The organism is Methylobacterium jeotgali, assembly GCF_022179345.1.
In the GTDB taxonomy this organism is placed as follows: domain Bacteria; phylum Pseudomonadota; class Alphaproteobacteria; order Rhizobiales; family Beijerinckiaceae; genus Methylobacterium; species Methylobacterium jeotgali.
Genome location: NZ_BPQR01000094.1, coordinates 1 through 21,826, shown reverse-complemented (window position 1 = coordinate 21,826; position 21,826 = coordinate 1). Strand labels below are relative to the sequence as shown.

Genomic DNA, 21,826 nt, shown 5'->3' with positions numbered 1-21,826 from the left:
GACGGAGATCAGAGGGAACCGAAACGCGGGAGAGGATATCGTCGGAGGTCTGCGACAAGGCACGCATCCGTTGGCTAGACGTTCGCGGGCGACAGATGCGGCGCCACGGGCGAGGCCGCCCTGGCGCCGGAATCCGGCCCGCGCTATCTCGGGCACCCGCACACTCGAAGGCCCCAGTTACGTGCCCGCGGCGGTCGGATCAATGTTGTGCGCGTGGTTTTTTCCCAAACGTACCAAGGTTGCAACATGTTACCGTCGCGCATGCGGACATCGATGCCTTGGCTGATGGGGACAATGCTGTGCGCGGCAACGACGCTGATCTGTCCTGAGGCCCACGCGACTCGGCTGTTCGATCTCGGGGACATCACGATCCCGTGCGAAATCTCCGGCGGCTGCGAGCCTCGCACCACCCCCGGCCCACCCGACCGACAGGTCGCGCCCTTCACCGGGACCCTCGGCCGTCCCTGCGGCTGGCGCTTCCGACCGACGCCCGAGGGCACCCGCCGGGTCCGCGCATGCTATTAAGGCGCCTTGCGGCGGTCCTCGTCCTCTCGCTCACTCTCGCCGGCCCCGCCCGCGCCGAGACCTGCCCCCCCTTCTTCCTCGACGGCGTGCCGCCGGCCCTGCGCAACCCGAAGCTCGTCGCCAGGACCGTCCCGCTCTGCTTCGAGGCGTTCGCGGTCCTGCATTCCGGCACCGCGCGAGGCCCCCTCTACGCAGCCGAGCGCCTGACGCGGGCCGGGGTCGAGGCGGCCCGCCGCGTCGAGCGGCGCGACGCCTTCCACGAGGAGGACCGCCTGCCCGCGGAGGACCGCGCCGACCTGTCGGACTACGTCCGCAGCGGCTACGACCGGGGCCATCTCGCGCCAGCCGGCGACATGCCGACCGGGGAGGCCCAGGCGCAGTCCTTCAGCCTCGCCAATATCGTGCCGCAGGACCGCACCCTGAACCGGAACCTGTGGTCCTCGATCGAGGAGAGCGTGCGGCGGCTGGCGCTCCGCCGGGGCGACCTCTTCGTGGTGACGGGGACCGTGTTCTCCGGCGGCTCCGTGGCCTCGATCAGGGCGCGCGTCCTGGTGCCGACCGCGCTGTTCAAGGCGGTCTACGATCCGGCCCGCCGGGAGGGCGGCGCCTACCTCGCGCCGAACAGCCGCGAGGGCACCTGGCGGGCCGTCTCCCTCGACGAGCTGCGGGACCTCTCCGGCATCGAGCCGTTTCCCTCCGCGCCGGTCGCAGCGCGCGCGCGGGCCATGGACCTTCCGGAGCCCTTCGTGTCCTCTCGCGAAGGCCGGCGGCGCGAGGAGGAATCCTGGTCGAGCTGGCTCGGCAACGAGCTTCTGAAGGCGCTGAAGCGGGCGCTGCGCGACGTGCTCCGATCGATCTTCTGAACGAGGCGGTGAGGACAGGCTATGGCATCGCGCAAGGCATCGCCGGCTTTCCCGGCCTACGCCGACGACAGCACCGTGCAGACGATCGCCGGGCTCACCGTCGAGAACGGCACCACGCGCATCGCCCTCCACGGCACCCTCGACATTACCCGCGACCGCACCGGCCTCGGGCACGCACGCACGCTGCGGGACCTGCTCGGAGCCGTGGTGAAGGCCCTAGAGGCGGCCGATCTCCCGGAGACGGTGGCGGAGAACGACGAGCCCCCGACGCCCGTCCGCAACCCCTTCGCGTGAGGCCGACGCCCGGCAGGCTCCTTGCCCGTGCCGGGCCGCCCTGATAGTCGAGCGCGATCACTCATTCAGGCGAGGGCGGAGGCCTTCCGCCGGGGACGGCGAGCCCCGGTGGCGGCCATGACGGCGCGGGGCGGAGCGAAGCTCCCGGCCGGCGGCCCGCCACGAGATTCAAGGAGCCCGCCATGGCGCGCGAATTCATCTATCACATGCGGGGTCTGACCAAGACCTACACCGGCGGCAAGAAGGTCCTCGAGAACGTCAACCTGTCCTTCTATCCGGACGCGAAGATCGGCGTGCTCGGCATCAACGGCTCGGGCAAGTCGACGCTCCTGAAGATCATGGCCGGCATCGACAAGGAATGGACCGGCGAGGGCTTCGTCGCTCAAGGAGCACGCGTCGGCTACCTGCCGCAGGAGCCGCAGCTCGACCCGAACAAGTCGGTCCGCGAGAACGTCATGGAGGGCGTGGCCGAGAAGCAGGCACTGATCGACCGCTACAACGAGCTTGCCATGAACTACTCCGAGGAGACCGCCGACGAGATGACGGCGCTCCAGGACAAGATCGAGGCCCAGAACCTCTGGGAGCTCGATTCGAAGGTCGATCAGGCGATGGAGGCGCTCGGCTGCCCCGGCGACGAGCAGCCCGTCGCGACGCTGTCGGGCGGCGAGCGCCGCCGGGTGGCGCTCTGCCGCCTGCTCCTGTGGGAGCCGGAGCTGCTGCTCCTCGACGAGCCGACCAACCACCTCGACGCCGAGACGGTGAACTGGCTGGAGGGCCACCTCAAGACCTACCCGGGCGCGATCCTGATCGTGACCCACGACCGCTACTTCCTCGACAACGTCACCGGCTGGATCCTCGAGCTCGATCGCGGCCGGGGCATCCCCTACGAGGGCAACTACTCCGCCTGGCTCGTGCAGAAGCAGAAGCGCCTCGAGCAGGAGGGCCGCGAGGACATGGCCCGCCAGCGCTCCATCGCCCGTGAGCAGGAATGGATCGCCGCCTCGCCCAAGGCCCGGCAGTCGAAGTCGAAGGCCCGCATCACCCGCTACGAGGAACTGGTCGCCAAGCAGAACAACAAGGTCGACGCGTCCGCCCAGATCGTCATCCCGATCGACGAGCGGCTCGGCAACAACGTCATCGAGTTCGATCACCTCAACAAGGCCTTCGGCGACCGGCTGCTGATCGAGGACCTGTCGTTCAAGCTGCCGCCGGGCGGCATCGTCGGCGTCATCGGCCCGAACGGCGCCGGCAAGACGACGCTCTTCAAGATGATCACCGGCGCCGAGAAGCCCGACGGCGGCACGATCTCGGTCGGCGAGACGGTGAAGCTCGGCTACGTCGACCAGTCGCGCGACGCGCTCGACCCGAACGCCACGGTCTGGCAGGAGGTCTCGGGCGGCAACGACATCATCTATTTCAACAAGCGCGAGATCAACAGCCGAGCCTACTGCGCGGCATTCGCCTTCAAGGGCGGCGACCAGCAGAAGAAGGTCGGCACGCTCTCCGGCGGCGAGCGCAACCGCGTGCACCTCGCCCGGACCCTCAAGGGCGGCGCCAACGTGCTGCTCCTCGACGAGCCGACCAACGACCTCGACATGGAGACCCTGCGGGCGCTTGAAGACGCGCTGGAGGACTACGCCGGCTGCGCGGTCATCATCAGCCACGACCGCTGGTTCCTGAACCGCATCGCCACGCACATCCTTGCTTTCGAGGGCGACAGCCATGTCGAGTGGTTCGAGGGCAACTTCTCCGACTACGAGGCGGACAAGATGCGCCGGCTCGGGGCCGACTCGATCATCCCGAAGAAGCTGAAGTACAAGAAGTTCTCGCGGTAGCGGACAGGCGATCGAGAGGTTCGGTGGGCGTCGCCTTCGTCCTCCTCGTCGGCCTCGTCGCCGGGGTCTTCAGCGGCATCGTCGGCACCGGCTCCTCCCTGATGCTGGTGCCGGTGCTCTCGGCGGTCTACGGGCCGATCGAGGCGGTGCCGATCATGGCCGTCGCCGCGGTGATGGCGAACGTCTCGCGGGTGCTCGCATGGTGGCGCACCGTGGACTGGCGTGCCTTCGCCGCCTACGCGGGTGCCGGCGCGCCGGCCGCCGTGCTCGGCGCCAAGACCCTGCTGGTGATGCCGGCGCGGGTCGCCGACATCGCCATCGGCCTGTTCCTCCTCGCGATGATCCCGCTCCGGCGGCGGATGGCGGACCGGCTCAAGGGCCTTCGCCCGGTCCATCTCGCGCTCGCCGGCGGCGTGATCGGCTTTCTCACCGGCATCGTCGTCTCGACGGGGCCGATCTCGGTGCCGGTCTTCCTCGGCTACGGCCTCGTCGGCGGCGCCTTCATCGGCACGGAGGCCGCCGGCTCTCTCGCCGTCTACCTGGCCAAGACCCTGGCCTTCGGCCAGTCCGGCGCCCTGCCGGTCGAGGTGCTGATGCGCGGCCTCGTTGTCGGCGCCTCGCTGATGGCGGGCGCCTTCGCGGCCAAGCCCTTCGTGCTGCGCATGAAGCCGGAGCAGTTCCAGGTCGTGATGGAGGCGCTGATGCTCTGCGCCGGCCTCGCCATGCTGGGGAACGCCCTGATCCGGAGCTGATCGGCCGCCCGGCCTTCATCTTGCCTGGAAGGGTTCCATATCCGGGGGGTCGGCGGACCGGTTCCGAGACCGGCCCAACGACACGACAGCCGAGACGCCAGCCAGGAGTCCCGCCATGAGCGAGATTCATCCCGAGGTCGCAGCCGTCACCGCGCGGGTGGTCGCCCGCTCCCGCGACAGCCGCCGGGCCTATCTCGACCTGATCGAGCGCGAGCGCGAATCCGGCGTGCACCGCCCGACGCTCGCCTGCGGCAACCTCGCCCACGGCTTCGCGGCGGCCGGCGAGGACAAGGCGCGGATCCGCGCCGGCGGGGCCATGAACATCGGCATCGTCACCGCCTACAACGACATGCTCTCCGCCCATCAGCCCTATGGGCGCTACCCGGACCAGATCCGGGTCTTCGCCCGCGAGCGCGGCGCGACGGCTCAGGTCGCGGGCGGCACGCCGGCCATGTGCGACGGGGTCACGCAGGGCCAGCGCGGCATGGAGCTGTCGCTGTTCTCGCGGGACACCATCGCCCTCTCGACGGCAGTGGCGCTCAGCCACGGCATGTATGACGGCGCGGCGCTCCTCGGCATCTGCGACAAGATCGTGCCCGGCCTGCTGATGGGAGCGCTGCGCTTCGGCCACCTGCCGACGATCCTGATCCCGGCGGGGCCGATGCCCTCGGGGCTCGCCAACAAGGAGAAGCAGCGCATCCGCCAGCTCTACGCCGAGGGCAAGGTCGGCCGCGAGGAGCTTCTCGAATCCGAGTCCGCCTCCTATCACGGCGCGGGCACCTGCACCTTCTACGGCACCGCCAACTCCAACCAGATGATGATGGACGTGATGGGCCTCCACATGCCCGGTGCCTCCTTCATCAACCCCGGCACCAAGCTGCGGCAGGCGGTGACGCGCGCGGCCATCCACCGCCTCACGGAGATCGGCTGGGACGGCAACGACTATCGCCCCCTGGGCCGCTGCGTGGACGAGAAGGCCATCGTCAACGCCGTGGTCGGGCTGCTCGCGACGGGCGGGTCGACGAACCACGCCATCCACCTGCCGGCCATGGCGCGGGCCGCCGGCATCGTGCTCGACTGGGAGGATTTCGACCGGCTCTCGGCCGTCGTCCCCCTCGTCGCCCGCGTCTACCCGAACGGGGCCGGCGACGTGAACGCCTTCCACGCGGCCGGCGGCATGAGCTACGTGATCGCGACCCTCATCGACGCGGGGCTCCTCCACGACGACATCCTTACCGTCGCCGGTGGGCGGCTGCGCGATCATGCCCGCGATCCCCGGATCGAGGGCGAGGAGCTCATCTTCGAGGACGCGCCCGCCGAGAGCCGCGACGATGACATGCTGCGCCCGCCGGCCCGCGCCTTCCAGCCGGATGGCGGCATGCGGCTGGTGCGGGGCAATCTCGGCCGGGCGACCTTCAAGACCAGCGCCGTCGATCCCGGCCGCCGGACCATCGAGGCGCCGGTCCGGGTCTTCAGCGATCAGGACGACGTGATCCGCGCCTTCAAGGCGGGCGAGCTCGAGCGCGACGTGGTGGTCGTGGTGCGCTTCCAGGGCCCGCGCGCCAACGGGATGCCGGAGCTTCACAAGCTGACGCCGTCGCTCGGCGTGCTCCAGGACCGCGGCCACCGCGTCGCACTCGTCACGGACGGGCGCATGTCCGGCGCCTCGGGCAAGGTGCCCGCCGCGATCCATCTCAGCCCCGAGGCGGTCGGCGGCGGCCCCATCGGCCGTCTGCGCGACGGCGACGTCATCCGGCTCAGCGCCGAGGAGGGTATCCTGGAGGTGCTGGTGGACGAGGCGGAGTTCGCCGCCCGCGAGGAGGCCCTGCCGCCGGCGCCCGCCTTCGGAACGGGGCGGGAGCTGTTCGCCTTCATGCGCCACGGCGCGGACGGGGCCGAGCAGGGCGCCTCCGCCATGCTCGCGGCTGCCGGCCTCTAGGAGACGCCCCATGCAGACCATCGACGCGCTGATGCGCTCCGTGCCGGTGATCCCGGTGCTCGTCATCGAGGACGCCGCCCACGCGGAGCCCATCGCCCGCGCCCTCGTCGCCGGCGGCCTGACCGCTCTGGAGGTGACGCTGCGGACGCCCGCGGCGCTCGACGTGATCCGGGCGATGTCCCGCGTCGAGGGCGCCGTGGTCGGCGCCGGTACGGTGCTGAACGCCCGCGACCTCGATGCGGCGATGGAGGCCGGCGCGCGCTTCATCGTCAGCCCCGGCCTCACCGATCCGCTTACCCGCGCCGCTGCGGACAGGGGCGTGCCCTACCTGCCGGGTGTCGCCAACGCCGCCGACATCATGCGCGGGCTCGACCATGGGCTCGACCGGTTCAAGTTCTTTCCGGCGGAGGCGGCCGGCGGCATCAAGGCGCTGAAGGCGCTGGCTGGCCCCTTCGGGAAGGTCCGGTTCTGCCCGACCGGCGGCATCTCGGAGGCGAACGCCGCAGACTGGCTCGCCCTCGATCCCGTCCTCTGCGTCGGCGGGAGCTGGGTCGTGAAGCCCGGCGCGCCCGATGTCGGGGCGATCCGGACTGCCGCCGAAGCGGCGAGCCGATTGCGTCCGTCCTGAAACGAAGAAAAGCCCGCCGCGGCCGGGGCCGGGCGGGCTCGTGGGGTGACGCCGCGACGATCAGCAGTCGTTCTTGGCGGCCTGCTGACCGGCGGTGGGCTTGCCCTCGCTCTGCGCCTTCACATCGCTGGCGGAGGTCGCACCCGTGGCGCCCGCGTTGTTCATGGCGCCGACGGTGCCGGGCGACTCGCCCTTGGCGCCGGGGCTGACATTCGAGGTCGCCTTCGGATCGACGGTCGAGCTCTTGTTATTGTTGGTCTGGTTGCCGACGGTCGTGCCGGTGTTGCAGGGGGCGGCGACGGCGGCGGTGCCGAGCGTCAGAAGAGCGGCGGTGGCGAGCGTGGTAAGCGTCTTCATGCGTTCCTCCGGATATTCTTTCCGGGGACCTAACCGCTCCACATGCCTGTTGTTCCCGAATTCGTGAGCAGCATTAGCCAATCCTAAGAAACGGCTCAGCTTGAACCCGGAAACAACTGCGTTTCTCCAATAGACGGTTTACGGTGGCCTATTGCGCCGGGATCGGAGACCGGACGTCCTGCGGCCGGTAGCGGCCGTCTTGCGCCTCGCCCATATCGATCCGCCGCTCGTGCAGGGCGTGCAGGGTCGAGCGATGGCCGATCGAGACGATGGTGGTGCCGGGCAGGCGCTTGCGCAGCATCGCGTAGAGGTCGGCCTCGCTCGGCTCGTCCAGCGCGGCGGTCGCCTCGTCGAGGAACAGCCAGTCGGGCTTGGCGAGGAGCGCGCGGGCGATGGCGAGGCGCTGCTGCTCGCCGCCCGAGAGGCGGCGGTCCCAGGCGTCGATCTCGTCGAGCCGGTCGGCGAGATGGCCGAGCTGCGCCGCGCCCAGGGCCTCGCGGATCGCCTCGTCTGCGAACTGGTCGGTGGTGTTCGGGTAGACGACCGCTCCCCGCAGCGTCCCGAGGGGGATGTAGGGGCGCTGAGGCAGCACCAGCGCGGATTGCCCGGCAGGCACGTCGACCCGCCCCCGGCCGAGCGGCCAGATGCCGGCGATGGCCCGGAACAGGGTCGATTTGCCCGAGCCCGAGGGGCCGGTGACGAGCGTCGCGGCGCCCTTCTCCAGGCGCAGGCTGTCCGCGGAGACGATCTCGCGCCCGTCCGGCAGGGCGAGGCCGAGCCCGGTTGCGGTCACGTCGGAGCCCGTGGCGTTGCCCTGCACGACGCCGTGGCCGGCCCCGGCCAGCGCCTCCGCCCGCGTCATCGAGCGCTTGAAGGAGGCGAGACGGTTGGTGTTCGCCTTGTAGGAGGCGATGGTCGTGTAGGCGTTGATGAAGAAGGACAGCGAGGACTGGACGCTGGAGAAGGCATCCGCCGTCTGCTGGAACTGGCCCAGGGTGATCTTCTTCAGGAAGTAGGACGGTGCCGCAAGGATGTAGGGAAAGACCACGCTGATCTGGCTGTAGGACAGGGTGAAGCTGCCGAGCTTGATCCGCCGATAGACGATGCCGAGGTAGTTCGAGATGATCGCGCCGAACAGGCCGCCGAGGCGGTTGATCTCGGCCCGCTCGCCCCGCAGCAGCGCGATCTGCTCGCTGAAGATGCGGCTCCGGGCCAGCGAGAAGCGGAAGTCGGCCTCCACCTTCTCTTGGTTGAAGTCGAGACCGATGAGCGGCCGGCCGATGACGTGGGTCAGCCAGGTGCCCACCACCGCGTAGCCGACCACGAGCCAGACCAGGAAGCCGGGCACGACGGTGTCCGTGAAGGGCAGCACGAAGTCCCGCGACAGGCTCCAGAGGATGACCATGAAGGAGACGAGCGTCGCGGCCTGCGAGAGCAGGCGGATCGAGAGCGACGTGGTCTGGCGGATGAACAGGTTCACGTCCGACTGGATGCGCTGATCCGGATTGTCGGCGTCCTCGCCGGTGAAGGGGATGCGGTAATGGGTGCCGCCATCGAGCCAGCGGCCGTAGAAGCTGCGCGTCAGCCAGGTCCGCCAGCGCAGGAAGAGCGACTCGTCGACGAAGACGTCGAGCATGCCGATGATCACCCAGATCGTCGCCAGCGGGCAGAACACCCAGACGAGTTGGTACCAGAACACCTCCGCATTGTACTCCTGCAGGGCATTGAAGAGGTCGCGGTACCAGAAGTTCAGCCGCAGCTGCAGGGCGACCTGCGCGAAGGTGATGAAGATCGACAGCGCCACCAGCCTCTGACCGATCCGGCCCTCGGTGGCCCCCAGGAAGCGAAACGGGCCGATCTCGGTGGTCGGCGCATCGCGGGAGGTGAAGTAGGGGTCCGTGATGTCGGTGATCGCGCGGATGGCGCGCAGATGCGAGATCCCGAGCACGATGGCCGCGAAGACGACGGCGCCCGTCGCGGCGAAGTCCGGCGGGAACAGCGCCGCCACCGTCCGGGGCAGGACCTCCAGTGCCGCGAGCAGCTTGCCGCCGGCGAGGAAGACATAGCCGATCCCGTAGACGGAGACGAAGACCTTCAGGTAGGCGGACAGGTTCGCGGAGGCGAGCAGGATGCCCGCCATCACCAGGCCGGCCACGGAGACGTAGAGCGGCGGCGACGGCAGCCCCGGAGCCGCGAGCAGCGCGAGGGCGAAGAGACCCGTGAGGACGGCCTGAAGGCCGAGACCGGTCCTGAGTGCGGGCAAGCGCGTCGTCTCCAGAAGTCACGCCCGCGCGCCGGGGCGACGCGGGACCGGGGCGGCATTGGCGGGAGGCCATGGCGAGATAGTGGCGCGCCCCGCGAATCTTCGTCACAGGCCCGTGTCGGCGGAAAGCCCGGCTAGCGCCAGTCCCATTCCTCGAAGCCCGGCTCGCGGCAGCCGTAGCCGACGGGACATTCGGGATTGTCGCGGGCCGGCACGAAGCGTAGCTCGGCGACCTCGCCGAAGGCGCAGAAGCTGCGGTCGCGCACGAAGCGCTGCGGCGTGCCGCGCCCGATCGGGAGAACCACGTCTCCCTCGCGCTTCACGAGCTCGATGGCGTCGGCGCAGAGCATGCGCGAGAGCGGCAGCCTTGTCTGGGCGCCGGCCGGCATCGCCGCGGCGAGGCCGAGCAGCGAGGCGAGGACGGACCTGAGCATTGGGAAGGATCGGGCGCCTGAGCGATCGCGAGGAGCACAAGCATGGCAGTTTCCAAGCGTGCCTGGAAGGGGTTGCGTTGTCTATGCCGAGGTCTTTCGCCGTGCCGTCGCCGCAATCGCACGCTTTAGACCGAAGCCGATTGACAGTCCTCGGAAAGATTTCATCCAATGCCGGCGTGAACGGCACAGGTATCCGTCGCCTGGATGCGCCGGGCCGAGGCATCAGGGCCGGCATCCGGACCGTCGATCCGGGAGCCGTTCGGCTCGCGTGTCATCGCTGGCGCGACGGAACGAGACCTGAGAGGTTGCGCGCCGGCGCAGCCGGTGGCGTAAGCCGGAGAGGGATCCTCGGGCGCGGGCGATGGACAGGGGGGGCGACGCAGATGGCGGCCTGTATCGAGGGATCGCTCGTCGAGATCGCGCCGGCGGCGCGCGCCGTGACGTTCCGCGTCGACGAGGAGCAGCCTGCCCGCGAGCCGAGCCGCCGCTCCGGTCGGGCCGCCCTGCTCGTGGCGCTCTCGGCCGGCTGGGGCGCACTGTTCAGCTACGCGGCCTTCTATCTCTCCGACGACCGCCCGGCGCGGCCGCCGACCACGGCCGAGCGCACGAATGCGCCGCGGGAGGACACGGCGCTCGCCGCGACCGAGCTGGCCGCCCGGTCGGTTCCGCCGCCCGCCGCTGCGGCGCAGCCCCCCGTCGCTGAGCGGCCCCCCGTTGTGCCCGCGGTCGAGACGGCCCCCGCGCTGTCGGCCGCCATCGCCACCTCCAAGGCCGGCGCCACCGCGGTTCCCGCCTCCCTCAAGGCCGACCGGCCGGATTATGTGGGCGTCTGGGGACCGAACGAGGCAGCCTGCGGCTCGCGCTCGCGCCGGCGCGGCTATCTGCCGGCGGCCATCGACGCGGACGGCGCCAAGGCCGGCCGCACCGTCTGCGGCTTCCGTGACGGCCACAAGGCGGGCAACACCTGGACGGTCTCGGCCGACTGCCGCGACCGCGGCCGTCGCTGGACCTCTCAGGTCCGCCTCACCGTCGAGGGCGACCGGCTGACCTGGGCGAGCGCCAAGGGCACCTCCGCCTATGTACGGTGCCGGCGCGCCGGCTGAGGCTCAGGCGCTCAGAGGCTGCGGGCGAGGAGCTCGCCCGAATCCATCCGGTTCGGATCACCGCGCTCGGCGACGAAGCGGGCGCGCCACTCGGCGCTGACGTCGTCGCGCTGCACCCGCAGCGCCACCCGCTCGGCCGCGATCCGCGCGGGCTCAGCGAGCCCGAGCGCGGCGGAAACGCGGTCCACGGCCGCCTGTGCATCGACCGCCATCTCCTCGTAGACGACCTCGACGGGGACGATGCCGGTGCGGGCGAAGTACATGTCCCAGCGCGCGTTCCGCTGGCAGGCCTGGCCGAGATAGGTCTCGATGGCCTCGCCGTCGTAGCGCAACTCGCCCGTGGCGGTCTCCGTCGAGCGGAACTGGCGCGACTGCATCGAGCGCACCCAGGAGATCGCCTGGCCGAGGCTGTCGCGGCGCCGCAGGCGCACGAAGCTCAGGGACGGCAGCACCTCGGTCAGGCGCAGATGCGGCGAGACCGCATCGAACAGGCCCGGAAACAGCTTGAGCCCGTAGATGCCGTTCGGCGTCGCGCCCATGGTAAGGATGCGCGCGACCTGGGCGTGGGGATCGTCGGGATAGTCGGGGTCGTCGTGGACACGCCGGGCGGCGCCGTTGAAGTACTCCCGCGGCCGGCCGAGCACGCCGGTGCTGGAGAGAAGCTCGCAGAAGTAGTTGCTGCCCGTACGCGGCGCCCCGCACACCGCGTAGCCCCGCGTCGCCGGGACCAGCGCTTCGTCGGCCTGCTTCGCCTCGGCGGTGCCATGCGCGAACAGACGGGAGAGGAGATTCATCGGGCCGGTGCCCCCGCCTTAGGATCGCGGCCGCCGAACAGGCCTGCGCGGGACCCGAATAGCACGAGTCTGCGGGGTGCGGCCTTGCCATGCCGGCAAAAGAAAAGGGCCGCCTCGCGGCGGCCCCTCGCTTCGTTCGTGACTGAGCCTGGACCTTAGAAGTCCATGCCGCCCATGCCGCCGCCGGGCATCGCCGGGGCCGGCGAGTCCTTCTTCGGGGCATCGGCGACCATCGCCTCGGTGGTGACGAGGAGGCCGGCCACGGAGGCCGCGTCCTGAAGGGCGGTGCGCACGACCTTGGCCGGGTCGACGATGCCCGCCTGGATCATGTCCACGTACTCTTCCGTCTGGGCGTTGAAGCCGAAGGTTTCGGAGCCGGTGTTGTCGGTGATCTTGCCGACGACGATCGAGCCCTCGACGCCCGCGTTCTGGGCGATCTGACGGATCGGCGACTCGAGGGCCTTGAGGACGATCTTGATGCCGGCCTGAACGTCCGGAATGTCGGACTTCAGCTCGGCGACCGCCTTCTTGGCGCGCAGCAGCGCGGTGCCGCCGCCGGGGACGATGCCTTCCTCGACAGCCGCGCGGGTGGCGTTGAGGGCGTCGTCGACGCGGTCCTTCTTCTCCTTGACCTCGACCTCGGTCGCGCCACCGACGCGGATCACCGCGACGCCGCCGGCGAGCTTGGCCAGGCGCTCCTGGAGCTTCTCACGGTCGTAGTCCGAGGTGGTCTCCTCGATCTGCGCCTTGATCTGCCCGACGCGGGCCTCGATGTCGGCCTTCTCGCCCGAACCGTCGATGATCGTGGTGTTCTCCTTCTCGATGCGCACGCGCTTGGCGCGGCCGAGCATGGGGAGCGTCACGTTCTCGAGCTTGATGCCGAGGTCCTCGGCGATCATCTGGCCCTTGGTGAGGATCGCGATGTCCTCGAGCATCGCCTTGCGGCGATCGCCGAAGCCCGGCGCCTTCACGGCCGCGACCTTGAGGCCGCCGCGCAGCTTGTTGACGACGAGGGTGGCGAGCGCCTCGCCCTCGATGTCCTCGGCGATGATGACGAGCGGCTTGCCGGTCTGCACAACGGCCTCGAGGACCGGGAGCATCGCCTGGAGCGAGGAGAGCTTCTTCTCGTGGATGAGGATGTAGGGGTCCTCGAGCTCGGCGACCATCTTCTCCGCGTTCGTGATGAAGTACGGGGAGAGGTAGCCGCGGTCGAACTGCATGCCCTCGACGACGTCGAGCTCGGTCTCGGCGGTCTTGGCCTCCTCGACGGTGATGACGCCCTCGTTGCCCACCTTCTGCATGGCGTGGGCGATCATCTCGCCGATCTCCTTGTCGCCGTTGGCGGAGATCGTGCCGACCTGGGCGACCTCGTCCGACGAGGCGACCTTCTTGGCGCGGGCGGTGATGTCCTTCACCGCGGCGGCGGTGGCGAGGTCGATGCCGCGCTTCAGATCCATCGGGTTGATGCCGGCGGCGACGTACTTGGCGCCCTCGCGGACGATCGCCTGGGCGAGCACGGTCGCAGTGGTGGTGCCGTCACCGGCGATGTCGTTGGTCTTCGAGGCGACCTCGCGCACCATCTGCGCGCCCATGTTCTCGAACTTGTCGGCGAGCTCGATCTCCTTGGCGACGGTGACGCCGTCCTTGGTGATGCGGGGCGCGCCGAACGACTTCTCGATGACGACGTTGCGGCCCTTGGGGCCGAGCGTGACCTTCACCGCGTCGGCGAGGATGTCGACGCCGCGCAGCATCTTGTCGCGAGCGTCGGCGGAGAAACGAACGTCTTTCGCTGCCATGTGAGTTGACCTCAGAACTGGGGATGGGAGCCCCGAAGCCGGCCGGGCGAGCGGCGCCGGCAGCCTCGAAGGGCCGTGGGAACGGGCGACCGCCTTAGAGGGCGACGACGCCCATGATGTCGGATTCCTTCATGATCAGGAGGTCCTGACCGTCGATCTTGACCTCGGTGCCGGACCACTTGCCGAAGAGCACCCGGTCGCCGACCTTCACGTCGAGGGCGTTGACGCGGCCCTGCTCGTCGCGGGCGCCGGGGCCGACGGCGACGATCTCGCCTTCCTGCGGCTTCTCCTTGGCGGTGTCCGGGATGATGATGCCGCCCTTGGTCTTCTCCTCGCTCTCGATGCGACGGACGACGACACGGTCGTGCAGCGGACGGAACTTCATGAGCTGCCCTCTTGCTTCAATTCGTTGAATGGCGTTGATGCGGGCCGCGAGGGACCGTCGCACGCCTGCCGTTAGCACTCCCGTTCGGTGAGTGCCAAGACGGCCGCGAGATAAGCGGAGGCCCCTTTCGAGTCAAGGTAAAACGGCCGTCCGTGCCCGGCCGAGCCCACGAGGTTCGCTGCCCGCATGGCTTCATCGAGCGCTTCGTCCGGACCGAGCGAGCCGATCCGCGGCCTCTGGTACGATCTCGCCGACCCGAGCGAGGAGGAGGCGCGGCGGGTCGAGGCCGCGACCGGCATCGCGGTGCCCTCCCGCAAGGCGCTGAGCGAGGTCGAGTCCTCCAGCCGCCTCCGGCGCATCGAGCAGGGGCTCTCCCTCTCCACGCCGATGTCGACCCTGGAAGGCCCGGATTCCCAGCTCCTGCCGCTGGGTTTCGTCATCACCAAGGATCACCTCGTCACGGTGCGCTTCCACGCGCTTCGCGCCTTCGACGAGGCGAAGAAGCAGCTCACCGAAGGCGACGGGGAGAAGGCCGGCAGCGTGGCGGTCTTCTTGCTGCTCCTCGAGGAGCTGGTGGACAGCCTCGCCGACGCCCTGGAGGAGGCGGCCGGCGATCTCGACAGCCTCTCGACCCGCATCTTCGACTTCGACGCGAGCGCCGGGCGGTCGCGGCGGAACGGCGCCCAGGCGCCCCGGCGCCGCGACGTCGCGCTGCGGCGGATCCTGCGCAGCATCGGCCGTCACGGGAAGGCGCTCGGCAAGATCCGCGCGAGCCTGCTCGGCCTGGAGCGGATCATCCCCTTCGTCGCCGACCAGTGCGAGGACCTGCTTCAGGGCGAGGCGGAGGCCCGATTCGAGACGATCCGGCGCGACATCGCCTCTCTCGACGAGTTCGAGACGCGGATGACCGACAACAATCAGTTCCTGCTCGATGCGGCGCTCGGCCTCATCAACATCGAGCAGAACAACACCTTCCGCATCCTGACCGTCGTATCGGTGGTCGGCGTGCCGCCGACGCTCGTCGCCTCGATGTACGGCATGAACTTCAAGCACATGCCGGAGCTCGACTGGGCCTACGGCTACCCCTACGCCCTGGCGCTGATCCTGATGAGCGCGGTGCTGCCGCTGCTCTACTTCCGGATCAAGGGCTGGCTGTGAGCCGGCAGGCCGGGTTCAGGCCCGTGCGCTGAGAAGCGCGGCCTCGGCGAGGTCGCGGGCGTCGGTGAGCTTGAGGCCGCGCCGGCGCAGGTCCGCCAGCATCGCCCGGTCCGGGAACGGGCAGTAGGGCAGGGGCTCGACGGTGCGCCCCTCGGGAGCGCCATGCTCGAACGAGGCGATCACCCCTTCGAGCATTCCGCGAGCATGCTCGTGCAGCCGGACGGCGGCGCGGGTCGCGGTGACGTCCCCTGGCAGCCGGACGGCCTCCTGCGCGAGGATCGCTCCGGCATCGATCGCCACCGCGAGGCGGTGGACGGTGACGCCGAACGCCTCCGGCCCTTCCCCGAGCGCATGAATGGTCGGCACCGGCCCGCGATGGCGCGGCAGCAGACCCGGATGCACGTTCACGCCGCCGAGCGGCATCGCCGCCAGCGTCTCGCCGGAGAGAATCTGGTCGAAATGGAAGGTGACGATCAACTCACAGCCGTTCGCGGCGAGCGCGGCCCGCACCTCCGGTCCGTTCACGTCGTCGATGGTCAGGGTCGGGATGCCGAGCCGCCGGCAGAGGGCGGCGAGCGGCGTCGCCTCGGGCCGGTCCGCGACGCCGGCGAGGCGCTGGGTCAGCGGCGCGGCCGGCCGCAGCAGGTCCGGCAGGCCGAAATTGACCGCGAGATAGGGCAGAAAACCCATGCCCGAGCGCGCGAGGTGGCGCCGCACCTGCCCGACGAGGCCGCCGGCCGCCGGCCGCTCGGCGTTGGAGAGCCCGACGAAGCCGATTTCGGCGGCGTGGTCGGCGACGAAGCGGCGCACGGCCCGCGCGTTCGGCAGCGCCTCCAGGGCAAACAGGGCGAGGCGGGGCCGGCCCATCATGCTCAGGGGCGCCGGCGGATCTGGAAGCGGAATCCGTGCATGCCGAGCCGGCGCAGGGCTTCCGGGAGCAGCGAGGCGCCGCGGGCGGCGTGGAACATCAGCCAGGGGAAGGCGACCACGTCGCGGTCGCGCTCCAGACCCTTGACGATCCGGGCGGCGGCCTCGTCGGCGCTCATCTCCATCGGGCGCCAGCCCTTGTAGTCGCCGCCCATCGGCGTCTTCACGTAGCCCGGCGTCACCACCGAGACCTTCACGCCCCGCGCCCGCAGCTTCTCCCGCAGCGCCAGGCCGTGGGCGAGGAGCGCCGCCTTCGCCCCGCTATAGGCCGGCGCGTCGGGCAGCGGCGCGTAGGCGGCGAGCGACGAGATCAGCGCGATCTGGCCTCGGCCGCGCGCGCTCATCAGGGTCACGGCAGGGAGCGCCACGTTCATCGCGCCGACGAGGTTGATGTCGATGGTCTCGAAGGCGACCTCCTCGGTCTCCAGATCACCCGTGGGGTGGCCGCCGTTGATCGCCGCGTTCACGATCACCCGGTCGAGGGGATGGCGGGCATCGACCGCGGCGATCACCGCGCGGGTCGCCGCCCGGTCGCGCACGTCGAGCCGCTCGGTCTCGACCGCGGCGCCGAGCGCCCGGCATTCCGCTGCCACGGCCTCGAGCCGGGCCGCGTCACGGGCAACGAGCACCAGGGTCGCCTCGGCCTGCGCGTAGCGGCGGGCGAGTGCCGCCCCGATGCCGCTGGAGGCGCCGGTGATGAGCGTGACGGTCATCGGGGGGAGTGACGGAAAGCCGACATGCGCCGGGTGCTAGAGCACGACGCGAGCGAGGGAAACCCGGTTTTGTCCGGGAGCATCGCGCGATCGGGATCGTCCGAGTCCGCCGGCCGGTCAGTAGACCGGCGCCAGCCGCCCGTCCTCCTCCGCGCCCTCGCGCAGGCCGCGGGCCGCTTCGACGAGGGCGTCGGGCAGCCGCGCCTCGATCCGGGGAACGGTGCCGGAGACGGCGCGCTGGATCGCCTCCTTCGAGAAGAAGCCGCCGTTCACCTGCGTCTGATGCAGCACGACCCGGCGGAAATCCGCCATCAGCGCCATGTCGGGGGCGACCGGATCGGTCCAGAAGGTGTCGAGGCCGCCCTGATGGGTGAGGCCCGGCATGTTGTAGATCGCCGTGCCGGTGGCGAGCGTCGGACGCCCGTTCTCCAGGGACAGCATCCCGACCGTGCTGTTGACCACCACGACGCCCCGCGCCCCGGCGATGAGGCTCTGCAGGTCGCCGCCGTCGATGAAGTCGAGCCGCTCGCTGACGCCGTGGCGGCGGGCGGAGGCGCGGGCGAACTTGCGCCAGTTGATCAGGCCGCTATCGAGCGGGTGCAGCTTCACGAGGAGGCGCGTCGGCGCCTCCGAGGTCTCCGCGAAGGACTTGATCACCCGGTCCATGAAGCCCTCGACCCCCAGGAAGGGCGAGTGGACGCGGATCTGGTAGTCGCTGTCGAGCTGGAGCGGCAGCAGGAAGTAGTCGCAACCGACGGCGTTGTAGATCTCGCTGCAGCGCTGCGCCTCGCGGCGGGTGCGCCCGCGCCGGCTGAACTTGCGGATCCAGCCCGCGTACTCGGCGGCGATGTGCGTCGGCCGGTGGCTGCGGAAATGCGGGTAGAGGTAGGGGAAGCAGACATTGGCGACGTTATAGGTCACGTCCCAGAGGCTGCGGCGGGCCATGTCGCCGGCCGAGGGCATGGCCCGGCCGGGCTGCGGCAGGCGCCGCGCCAGGGCGCGCACGCTCGCGGCGGTCTTCGGCAGTGAGGAATGACCGTTCACGCCGCCGAGCTCGCAAGTGATCCAGTTCGGGCGGATGTAGCCCTCCTCGAACACGTGGACCCGCAGGCCCCGGCGCTCGGCCACGGCGCGCCCCGCGACGTGGAAGGGGCGGCAGTCACCGAACAGGATCAGGTCGGTGACGCCGTGGCGCTCGACATAGGCGTCGAGGTAGCTCTCCCAGCCCTCACGGGGGCCGCGGTAGTTGTCGGAGGGAAGCCGCCAGAACAGCCAGTCGCCGGGGCAGAAGTTGATCCGGCGCACGCCGTGCCCGCGGGCGCTCAGCGCCCGGCCGAGATCGGCGAAGAAGGGTGAGGCGAGCCCCTGCAGGAACAGGAAGCAGGCGGGCCGGTCCGTCGGCGAGGGGCGTGGATCGAGCATTCCTGCTGCGCTTATCCTTGCATCGGGCGCGAAGACGCCCAATCCCACGGTCCGGCCCGAAGGAGTGCATGAGGCCGGACAGCCCGACAATCCGCATCCTTCCGGTACGCTCCGGCCGCGAGAGCTTTCTCGTTTCCCGTGGCCGATCCGCAACGCGCCCGGCGGGACGTGCGGCGCGCCATGGGCTACGAGCCAATCGCGGCGAGCATGTGTCGTCCCGTCACAGGCATGGACGACATCCCGATTCGTCACGACATCGGTTAACGGACCCCTCCACGCGGACGGTGCATGAGCCTCGAACTGCCAGCATCCCTGTTCGCGGCGAGCCCGATCGTCCGGCACCTACGCGCCGAGATCGAGGGCGCGACGGGGCTCGCCTTCGGCCCCGCCTTCGGGCGGGGGGCGGCCGGCGTCGTCTGGCGGCAGGGAGCGGCCCTGCCGCTGCTGCGCCTTGCCCGCCGCCGTCAGCTCGCCGTCGAGCCGGGACCGCTGCTGAGCCCCTACGACCGCCCGCGCACGGGTTTTTCGAGCCTGCGTCTCACCCTCGACGGGAGGCCGCTCGGCGGGCAGGCGCCGGGTGCCGACCTGCTCGCCCGTCTGCGCGAGCGGGGCTTCGCGGGCTCCTCCCCGGAGGCCGACATCGGCGACCGGACGGGGCCCGAGCCCTCGGAGGCGGCGCGGCTCGCCCGCATCTTCGGCCCCGGCGTCCACTATTTCGATCCCTGGACCCGCCGCCCTCTCGACGCCGCCGCCTGCCTGGAGCGGGTGGCCTGGCTGCGGGGCCGCCACGATGCGAACCGCACCCGTACCGTCTATGTCGGCATCTCCGGCTGGAAGCGGCCCGCCCTCGACGTGTTCGCGCAGGGGCCCGCCGGGCCGCCGATCCACACCATGGACACGGAGGCGGCGGTCGCGGCGGCGAAGGCCTGCGACGGCCGTGTCGTCGCCTGGGCGACCCGCTGCCCGGCGAGCCTCGAGCGGCGCTGCGCCGAGGAGGGCCTGCCCCTGGCGCGGGTGGAGGACGGGTTCATCCGCTCGGTCGGGCTCGGGGCGAGCCTCAAGCCCGGCGCCTCGATCGTCGTGGACGATCTCGGCATCTACTACGATCCCCGCCGGGAGAGCCGCCTGTCGCGCCTCCTCGCCGAGACCGCCTTCGACGACACGCTCGTCGCCCGCGGGAAGGCGCTGCGCGAGGCGATCGTGGCGCGGCGCCTCAGCAAGTACAATGTCGGCCTCTCGGGGGACGCGGCGGACTGGCCGAAGGACCGCCGCATCGTGCTGGTGCCGGGGCAGGTCGAGGACGACGCCTCCGTGCGCTTCGGCTCGCCGGTGGTGCGCTCGAACCGGGCGCTGCTGGAGGCCGCCCGCGCCCGAAACCCGGACGCCTTCCTGCTGTTCAAGCCGCACCCGGACGTGGAGGCGGGCTTCCGGGTCGGCGCCATCCCTGAGGCCGAGGCGCTGCGGCTCGCCGACCGTGTCGTCAGCGGTATCAGCATCGTCGACCTTCTCGACCGGGTGCATCACGTCGAGACCATGACCTCGCTCGCCGGCTTCGAGGCGCTGATCCGAGGGCTCAGCGTCGCAACGCACGGGCGCCCGTTCTACTCCGGCTGGGGCCTGACCGAGGACCTCGCGCCCGGCGCCGACCGGGGCCGGCGGCTGGACCTCGATGCACTCGCGGCGGCGACGCTGATCCTCTACCCGAGCTACATCGACCCGGTGGCGATGAAGCCCTGCACGCCCGAGCATCTCCTCGACCGGCTGAGCGAGGCCCGCGATGCCGCGCCCCGCTCGGCCCTGTCGATCGGCCGGATCACCCAGCTGACGATGCGGGCGCGCTACGCCCTGCTCAATCCGATCCTGCGCCGGCTCCGGGCCCGCCGCGGCGTGGTTCGCGGCCCCGAGGACGAGCGGGGCTAGGCCGGTGCCGACCGTCCTCCTCGCGCTCTGCGCGGCGCTCGCCCTCTCCTTCGCCGTGGAGGCGGGGGAGGGCGGCCGCGAGCGGCCGGTCAGCCGGCGGCCGGGCGACCTCGCTATACGGTTCGCCTCCTACGGCCTCCTCACGCTGTTCTGGTTCGTGTTCTCGTGGCGCCCCTGGCTCGCGGCGACCTCCTGCGTGCTCACCGTCGCCGGCCTCGCCATCGTGAGCCGCCTCAAACGGGGCGTGATCGGCGAGCCGCTGGTGTTCAGCGACTTCGCCCTGATCCCGCAGGTGCCGCGCCATCCCGACCTCTACTACACGAAGCCCTTCGGTCATCCGGCCATCGCCGGTCCGCTGCTGCTCTCGGTCGGCGTCGTGGTACTCTGGTACTGGCTGGAGCCGACCGTCCTGCCGGGCTCGCCCTGGATGGCGCTGGCGGCGATCCTCGTCCTGCCGCTGCTGCTGGCGGGCTTCGCCGCGTCTCTGCTGACGCCGTTGGCGGCGGGGTGGATCGCTGGGCAGGTCCCGAGGCCCGACCCGGAGGCGGATGTCGCCCGCTACGGCCTCGCCGCGAGCCTCGTCCTCTACGTCCTGCGCTGGCGCGCTACTCGCCGGGACCCACCCGTGCCCCTGCCCGCCGCCAACGATTCCGACCTGCGACCGGCCGCCGAGATCGTCGTGGTGGTGCAGCTCGAATCCTTCGTGGACCCGGAGCGGCTCGGCGGCGCGCCGATCCCGGCCCTGGAGCTGTTCCGCGCCCGCGCGCTCCAGCATGGCCGCCTGCGGGTGCCCGCGCACGGCGCCTACACCATGCGCACGGAGCACGCGGTGCTCACCGGGCGGACGGCGGAGGATCTCGGCTTCGGCGTGTTCGATCCGTATCTCAGCGCCGGGGGCCGCGAGCCCGGCAGCCTCGCCCAGCTCGCGAATGCGGCGGGCTACGACACCGCCTTCGTCCATCCCTTCCACCGCAACTTCTTCGATCGGGCACGGGTGATCGAGGAGATCGGCTTCCGTCGCCTGGTGATGGAGGAGGATTTCGCCGGCGCCGAGCGCGTCGGCCCCTATGTCGGCGACGCGGCCCTCGGCCGGCACATCCTCGCCGAGGTCCGAGAGCGGACCGGGCCGCTGTTCCTGTTCGCCGTGACCATGGAGAACCACGGTCCCTGGAAGCGGGGACGGCTCGCGGGGATCGACGAGCCGCTGGACCAGTACCTGCATCACGTCGCCCACACGGGCCGGATGGTCGAGGATCTCGTCGCCGGCCTCGAAGGGCTCGATGCGGTGCTGTGCGTCTACGGGGACCATGCTCCGGCCCTCCCGAACTGCCGGCCGGGATTCGGCGGCACGGCGACGGACTACGCCGTCTTCCGTTTCGGCTGCAGCACCATGCCGCCGCGCCGGGTCGATCTCTCCGCCGACGCCCTCGGCCGGGCGCTGCGCGGCGCGCTGGCCCGGGAGCGGGATGACGACGCAAGCGTGGCCGTGCCACGGTCGTGACGCATTGCGGCGGGACAAGCCCGGCGAAGGCTGGCGTTAAACCGATCCTAGTGATCGCTCCTTAAGCTTGTTGCCGTGCAGGGGGCTGCCCGCGGGTCCGCTCCCCTTCGCTCGGCGGCCGGTGACGGATCGCCCGGAGGGTTTCGTGTGGTTGTGATGGTGCGTATCGCGGCGCCCGCCGCTCTGATGGCCTGCCTCGTCTCCGGCTGTTCGATTT

The 21,826-nt window shown here is 70.8% G+C and carries 19 protein-coding genes; 10 read left to right on the top strand and 9 right to left on the bottom strand.

Annotated elements, in window-relative coordinates:
* Nucleotides 1–515 precede the first annotated feature (515 nt).
* The 6 genes from MFF04_RS21320 (at nucleotide 516) to eda (ending at nucleotide 6,836) form a co-directional block, all read left to right on the top strand.
* Nucleotides 516–1,388, top strand: a complete 873-nt coding sequence (locus MFF04_RS21320; RefSeq protein WP_238278949.1) for a DNA/RNA non-specific endonuclease — start codon at nucleotides 516–518, stop codon at nucleotides 1,386–1,388.
* A 21-nt stretch (nucleotides 1,389–1,409) separates the two neighbouring features.
* Entirely contained in the window at nucleotides 1,410–1,682 is a 273-nt protein-coding gene (locus MFF04_RS21315; RefSeq protein ID WP_238278947.1) for a hypothetical protein, read from the top strand.
* Nucleotides 1,683–1,864: 182 nt separating this feature from the next.
* The gene (gene ettA / locus MFF04_RS21310; RefSeq protein ID WP_238278945.1) at nucleotides 1,865–3,517 is read left to right on the top strand and encodes an energy-dependent translational throttle protein EttA; all 1,653 of its coding nucleotides are present in this window, start codon (nucleotides 1,865–1,867) and stop codon (nucleotides 3,515–3,517) included.
* A 23-nt stretch (nucleotides 3,518–3,540) separates the two neighbouring features.
* The gene (locus MFF04_RS21305) at nucleotides 3,541–4,269 is read left to right on the top strand and encodes a sulfite exporter TauE/SafE family protein (protein ID WP_238278943.1); all 729 of its coding nucleotides are present in this window, start codon (nucleotides 3,541–3,543) and stop codon (nucleotides 4,267–4,269) included.
* Between the two features lie 115 nt (nucleotides 4,270–4,384).
* Nucleotides 4,385–6,208 carry a phosphogluconate dehydratase gene (edd, locus tag MFF04_RS21300; RefSeq protein ID WP_238278941.1) on the top strand — a complete coding sequence of 608 codons (1,824 nt, stop codon included), beginning with the start codon at nucleotides 4,385–4,387 and terminating at the stop codon, nucleotides 6,206–6,208.
* A gap of 10 nt (nucleotides 6,209–6,218) precedes the next feature.
* On the top strand, nucleotides 6,219–6,836 hold the full coding sequence (gene eda / locus MFF04_RS21295) for a bifunctional 4-hydroxy-2-oxoglutarate aldolase/2-dehydro-3-deoxy-phosphogluconate aldolase (RefSeq protein WP_238278940.1): 618 nt from the start codon (nucleotides 6,219–6,221) through the stop codon (nucleotides 6,834–6,836).
* A gap of 60 nt (nucleotides 6,837–6,896) precedes the next feature.
* Here eda and MFF04_RS21290 read toward each other — a convergent pair whose 3' ends face one another.
* The 3 genes from MFF04_RS21290 to MFF04_RS21280 form a co-directional block, all read right to left on the bottom strand.
* Complete coding sequence (locus MFF04_RS21290) at nucleotides 6,897–7,193, bottom strand: hypothetical protein (RefSeq protein ID WP_238278938.1); 297 nt, start codon at nucleotides 7,191–7,193, stop codon at nucleotides 6,897–6,899.
* A gap of 148 nt (nucleotides 7,194–7,341) precedes the next feature.
* On the bottom strand, nucleotides 7,342–9,456 hold the full coding sequence (locus tag MFF04_RS21285; RefSeq protein ID WP_238278936.1) for an ABC transporter ATP-binding protein/permease: 2,115 nt from the start codon (nucleotides 9,454–9,456) through the stop codon (nucleotides 7,342–7,344).
* A gap of 134 nt (nucleotides 9,457–9,590) precedes the next feature.
* Nucleotides 9,591–9,890 (bottom strand): hypothetical protein, encoded by a 300-nt coding sequence (locus MFF04_RS21280; RefSeq protein WP_238278934.1) that lies wholly within the window; start codon nucleotides 9,888–9,890, stop codon nucleotides 9,591–9,593.
* A 383-nt stretch (nucleotides 9,891–10,273) separates the two neighbouring features.
* On the opposite strand from MFF04_RS21280, the gene MFF04_RS21275 reads away from it, so the two are divergent.
* Nucleotides 10,274–10,993, top strand: coding sequence for a peptidase inhibitor family I36 protein (locus MFF04_RS21275; RefSeq protein WP_238278932.1), 720 nt, complete (start codon nucleotides 10,274–10,276; stop codon nucleotides 10,991–10,993).
* Between the two features lie 11 nt (nucleotides 10,994–11,004).
* Here MFF04_RS21275 and MFF04_RS21270 read toward each other — a convergent pair whose 3' ends face one another.
* The 3 genes from MFF04_RS21270 to groES all read right to left on the bottom strand — a co-directional run bounded on the left by MFF04_RS21270 (nucleotide 11,005) and on the right by groES (nucleotide 13,968).
* Nucleotides 11,005–11,787, bottom strand: coding sequence for a Stf0 family sulfotransferase (locus MFF04_RS21270; protein WP_238278930.1), 783 nt, complete (start codon nucleotides 11,785–11,787; stop codon nucleotides 11,005–11,007).
* Nucleotides 11,788–11,942: 155 nt separating this feature from the next.
* Nucleotides 11,943–13,583, bottom strand: coding sequence for a chaperonin GroEL (gene groL / locus MFF04_RS21265; protein ID WP_238278928.1), 1,641 nt, complete (start codon nucleotides 13,581–13,583; stop codon nucleotides 11,943–11,945).
* Between the two features lie 94 nt (nucleotides 13,584–13,677).
* Nucleotides 13,678–13,968 carry a co-chaperone GroES gene (groES, locus tag MFF04_RS21260; RefSeq protein WP_003603800.1) on the bottom strand — a complete coding sequence of 97 codons (291 nt, stop codon included), beginning with the start codon at nucleotides 13,966–13,968 and terminating at the stop codon, nucleotides 13,678–13,680.
* A gap of 186 nt (nucleotides 13,969–14,154) precedes the next feature.
* On the opposite strand from groES, the gene MFF04_RS21255 reads away from it, so the two are divergent.
* Entirely contained in the window at nucleotides 14,155–15,126 is a 972-nt protein-coding gene (locus tag MFF04_RS21255) for a magnesium transporter CorA family protein (RefSeq protein WP_238278926.1), read from the top strand.
* A gap of 15 nt (nucleotides 15,127–15,141) precedes the next feature.
* On the opposite strand, the gene MFF04_RS21250 is transcribed toward MFF04_RS21255, so the two are convergent.
* The 3 genes from MFF04_RS21250 to MFF04_RS21240 all read right to left on the bottom strand — a co-directional run bounded on the left by MFF04_RS21250 (nucleotide 15,142) and on the right by MFF04_RS21240 (nucleotide 18,188).
* Complete coding sequence (locus tag MFF04_RS21250) at nucleotides 15,142–15,993, bottom strand: formyltransferase family protein (RefSeq protein ID WP_238278952.1); 852 nt, start codon at nucleotides 15,991–15,993, stop codon at nucleotides 15,142–15,144.
* A 5-nt stretch (nucleotides 15,994–15,998) separates the two neighbouring features.
* Complete coding sequence (locus MFF04_RS21245; protein ID WP_238278924.1) at nucleotides 15,999–16,766, bottom strand: SDR family NAD(P)-dependent oxidoreductase; 768 nt, start codon at nucleotides 16,764–16,766, stop codon at nucleotides 15,999–16,001.
* A gap of 117 nt (nucleotides 16,767–16,883) precedes the next feature.
* Nucleotides 16,884–18,188 (bottom strand): capsule polysaccharide biogenesis protein, encoded by a 1,305-nt coding sequence (locus MFF04_RS21240; protein WP_238278922.1) that lies wholly within the window; start codon nucleotides 18,186–18,188, stop codon nucleotides 16,884–16,886.
* 288 nt (nucleotides 18,189–18,476) lie between these two features.
* Here MFF04_RS21240 and MFF04_RS21235 point away from each other — a divergent pair, with 288 nt between their 5' ends.
* Together MFF04_RS21235 and MFF04_RS21230 are read left to right on the top strand one after the other, a co-directional pair.
* Complete coding sequence (locus MFF04_RS21235; RefSeq protein ID WP_238278920.1) at nucleotides 18,477–20,108, top strand: capsular polysaccharide export protein, LipB/KpsS family; 1,632 nt, start codon at nucleotides 18,477–18,479, stop codon at nucleotides 20,106–20,108.
* Nucleotides 20,109–20,112: 4 nt separating this feature from the next.
* Complete coding sequence (locus MFF04_RS21230; RefSeq protein WP_238278918.1) at nucleotides 20,113–21,609, top strand: LTA synthase family protein; 1,497 nt, start codon at nucleotides 20,113–20,115, stop codon at nucleotides 21,607–21,609.
* Nucleotides 21,610–21,826: the final 217 nt, after the last annotated feature.

What these genes read in the sequence shown, in the direction of transcription:
- MFF04_RS21320 (WP_238278949.1), top strand. Translation starts at nt 516, where the DNA reads ATGCTATTAAGGCGCCTTGCGGCGGTCCTCGTCCTCTCGCTCACTCTC.
- MFF04_RS21315 (WP_238278947.1), top strand. Translation starts at nt 1,410, where the DNA reads ATGGCATCGCGCAAGGCATCGCCGGCTTTCCCGGCCTACGCCGACGAC.
- ettA (WP_238278945.1), top strand. Translation starts at nt 1,865, where the DNA reads ATGGCGCGCGAATTCATCTATCACATGCGGGGTCTGACCAAGACCTAC.
- edd (WP_238278941.1), top strand. Translation starts at nt 4,385, where the DNA reads ATGAGCGAGATTCATCCCGAGGTCGCAGCCGTCACCGCGCGGGTGGTC.
- eda (WP_238278940.1), top strand. Translation starts at nt 6,219, where the DNA reads ATGCAGACCATCGACGCGCTGATGCGCTCCGTGCCGGTGATCCCGGTG.
- MFF04_RS21290 (WP_238278938.1), bottom strand. Translation starts at nt 7,193, where the DNA reads ATGAAGACGCTTACCACGCTCGCCACCGCCGCTCTTCTGACGCTCGGC.
- MFF04_RS21280 (WP_238278934.1), bottom strand. Translation starts at nt 9,890, where the DNA reads ATGCTCAGGTCCGTCCTCGCCTCGCTGCTCGGCCTCGCCGCGGCGATG.
- MFF04_RS21275 (WP_238278932.1), top strand. Translation starts at nt 10,274, where the DNA reads ATGGCGGCCTGTATCGAGGGATCGCTCGTCGAGATCGCGCCGGCGGCG.
- MFF04_RS21270 (WP_238278930.1), bottom strand. Translation starts at nt 11,787, where the DNA reads ATGAATCTCCTCTCCCGTCTGTTCGCGCATGGCACCGCCGAGGCGAAG.
- groL (WP_238278928.1), bottom strand. Translation starts at nt 13,583, where the DNA reads ATGGCAGCGAAAGACGTTCGTTTCTCCGCCGACGCTCGCGACAAGATG.
- groES (WP_003603800.1), bottom strand. Translation starts at nt 13,968, where the DNA reads ATGAAGTTCCGTCCGCTGCACGACCGTGTCGTCGTCCGTCGCATCGAG.
- MFF04_RS21255 (WP_238278926.1), top strand. Translation starts at nt 14,155, where the DNA reads ATGGCTTCATCGAGCGCTTCGTCCGGACCGAGCGAGCCGATCCGCGGC.
- MFF04_RS21250 (WP_238278952.1), bottom strand. Translation starts at nt 15,993, where the DNA reads ATGGGCCGGCCCCGCCTCGCCCTGTTTGCCCTGGAGGCGCTGCCGAAC.
- MFF04_RS21245 (WP_238278924.1), bottom strand. Translation starts at nt 16,766, where the DNA reads ATGACCGTCACGCTCATCACCGGCGCCTCCAGCGGCATCGGGGCGGCA.
- MFF04_RS21240 (WP_238278922.1), bottom strand. Translation starts at nt 18,188, where the DNA reads ATGCTCGATCCACGCCCCTCGCCGACGGACCGGCCCGCCTGCTTCCTG.
- MFF04_RS21235 (WP_238278920.1), top strand. Translation starts at nt 18,477, where the DNA reads ATGAGCCTCGAACTGCCAGCATCCCTGTTCGCGGCGAGCCCGATCGTC.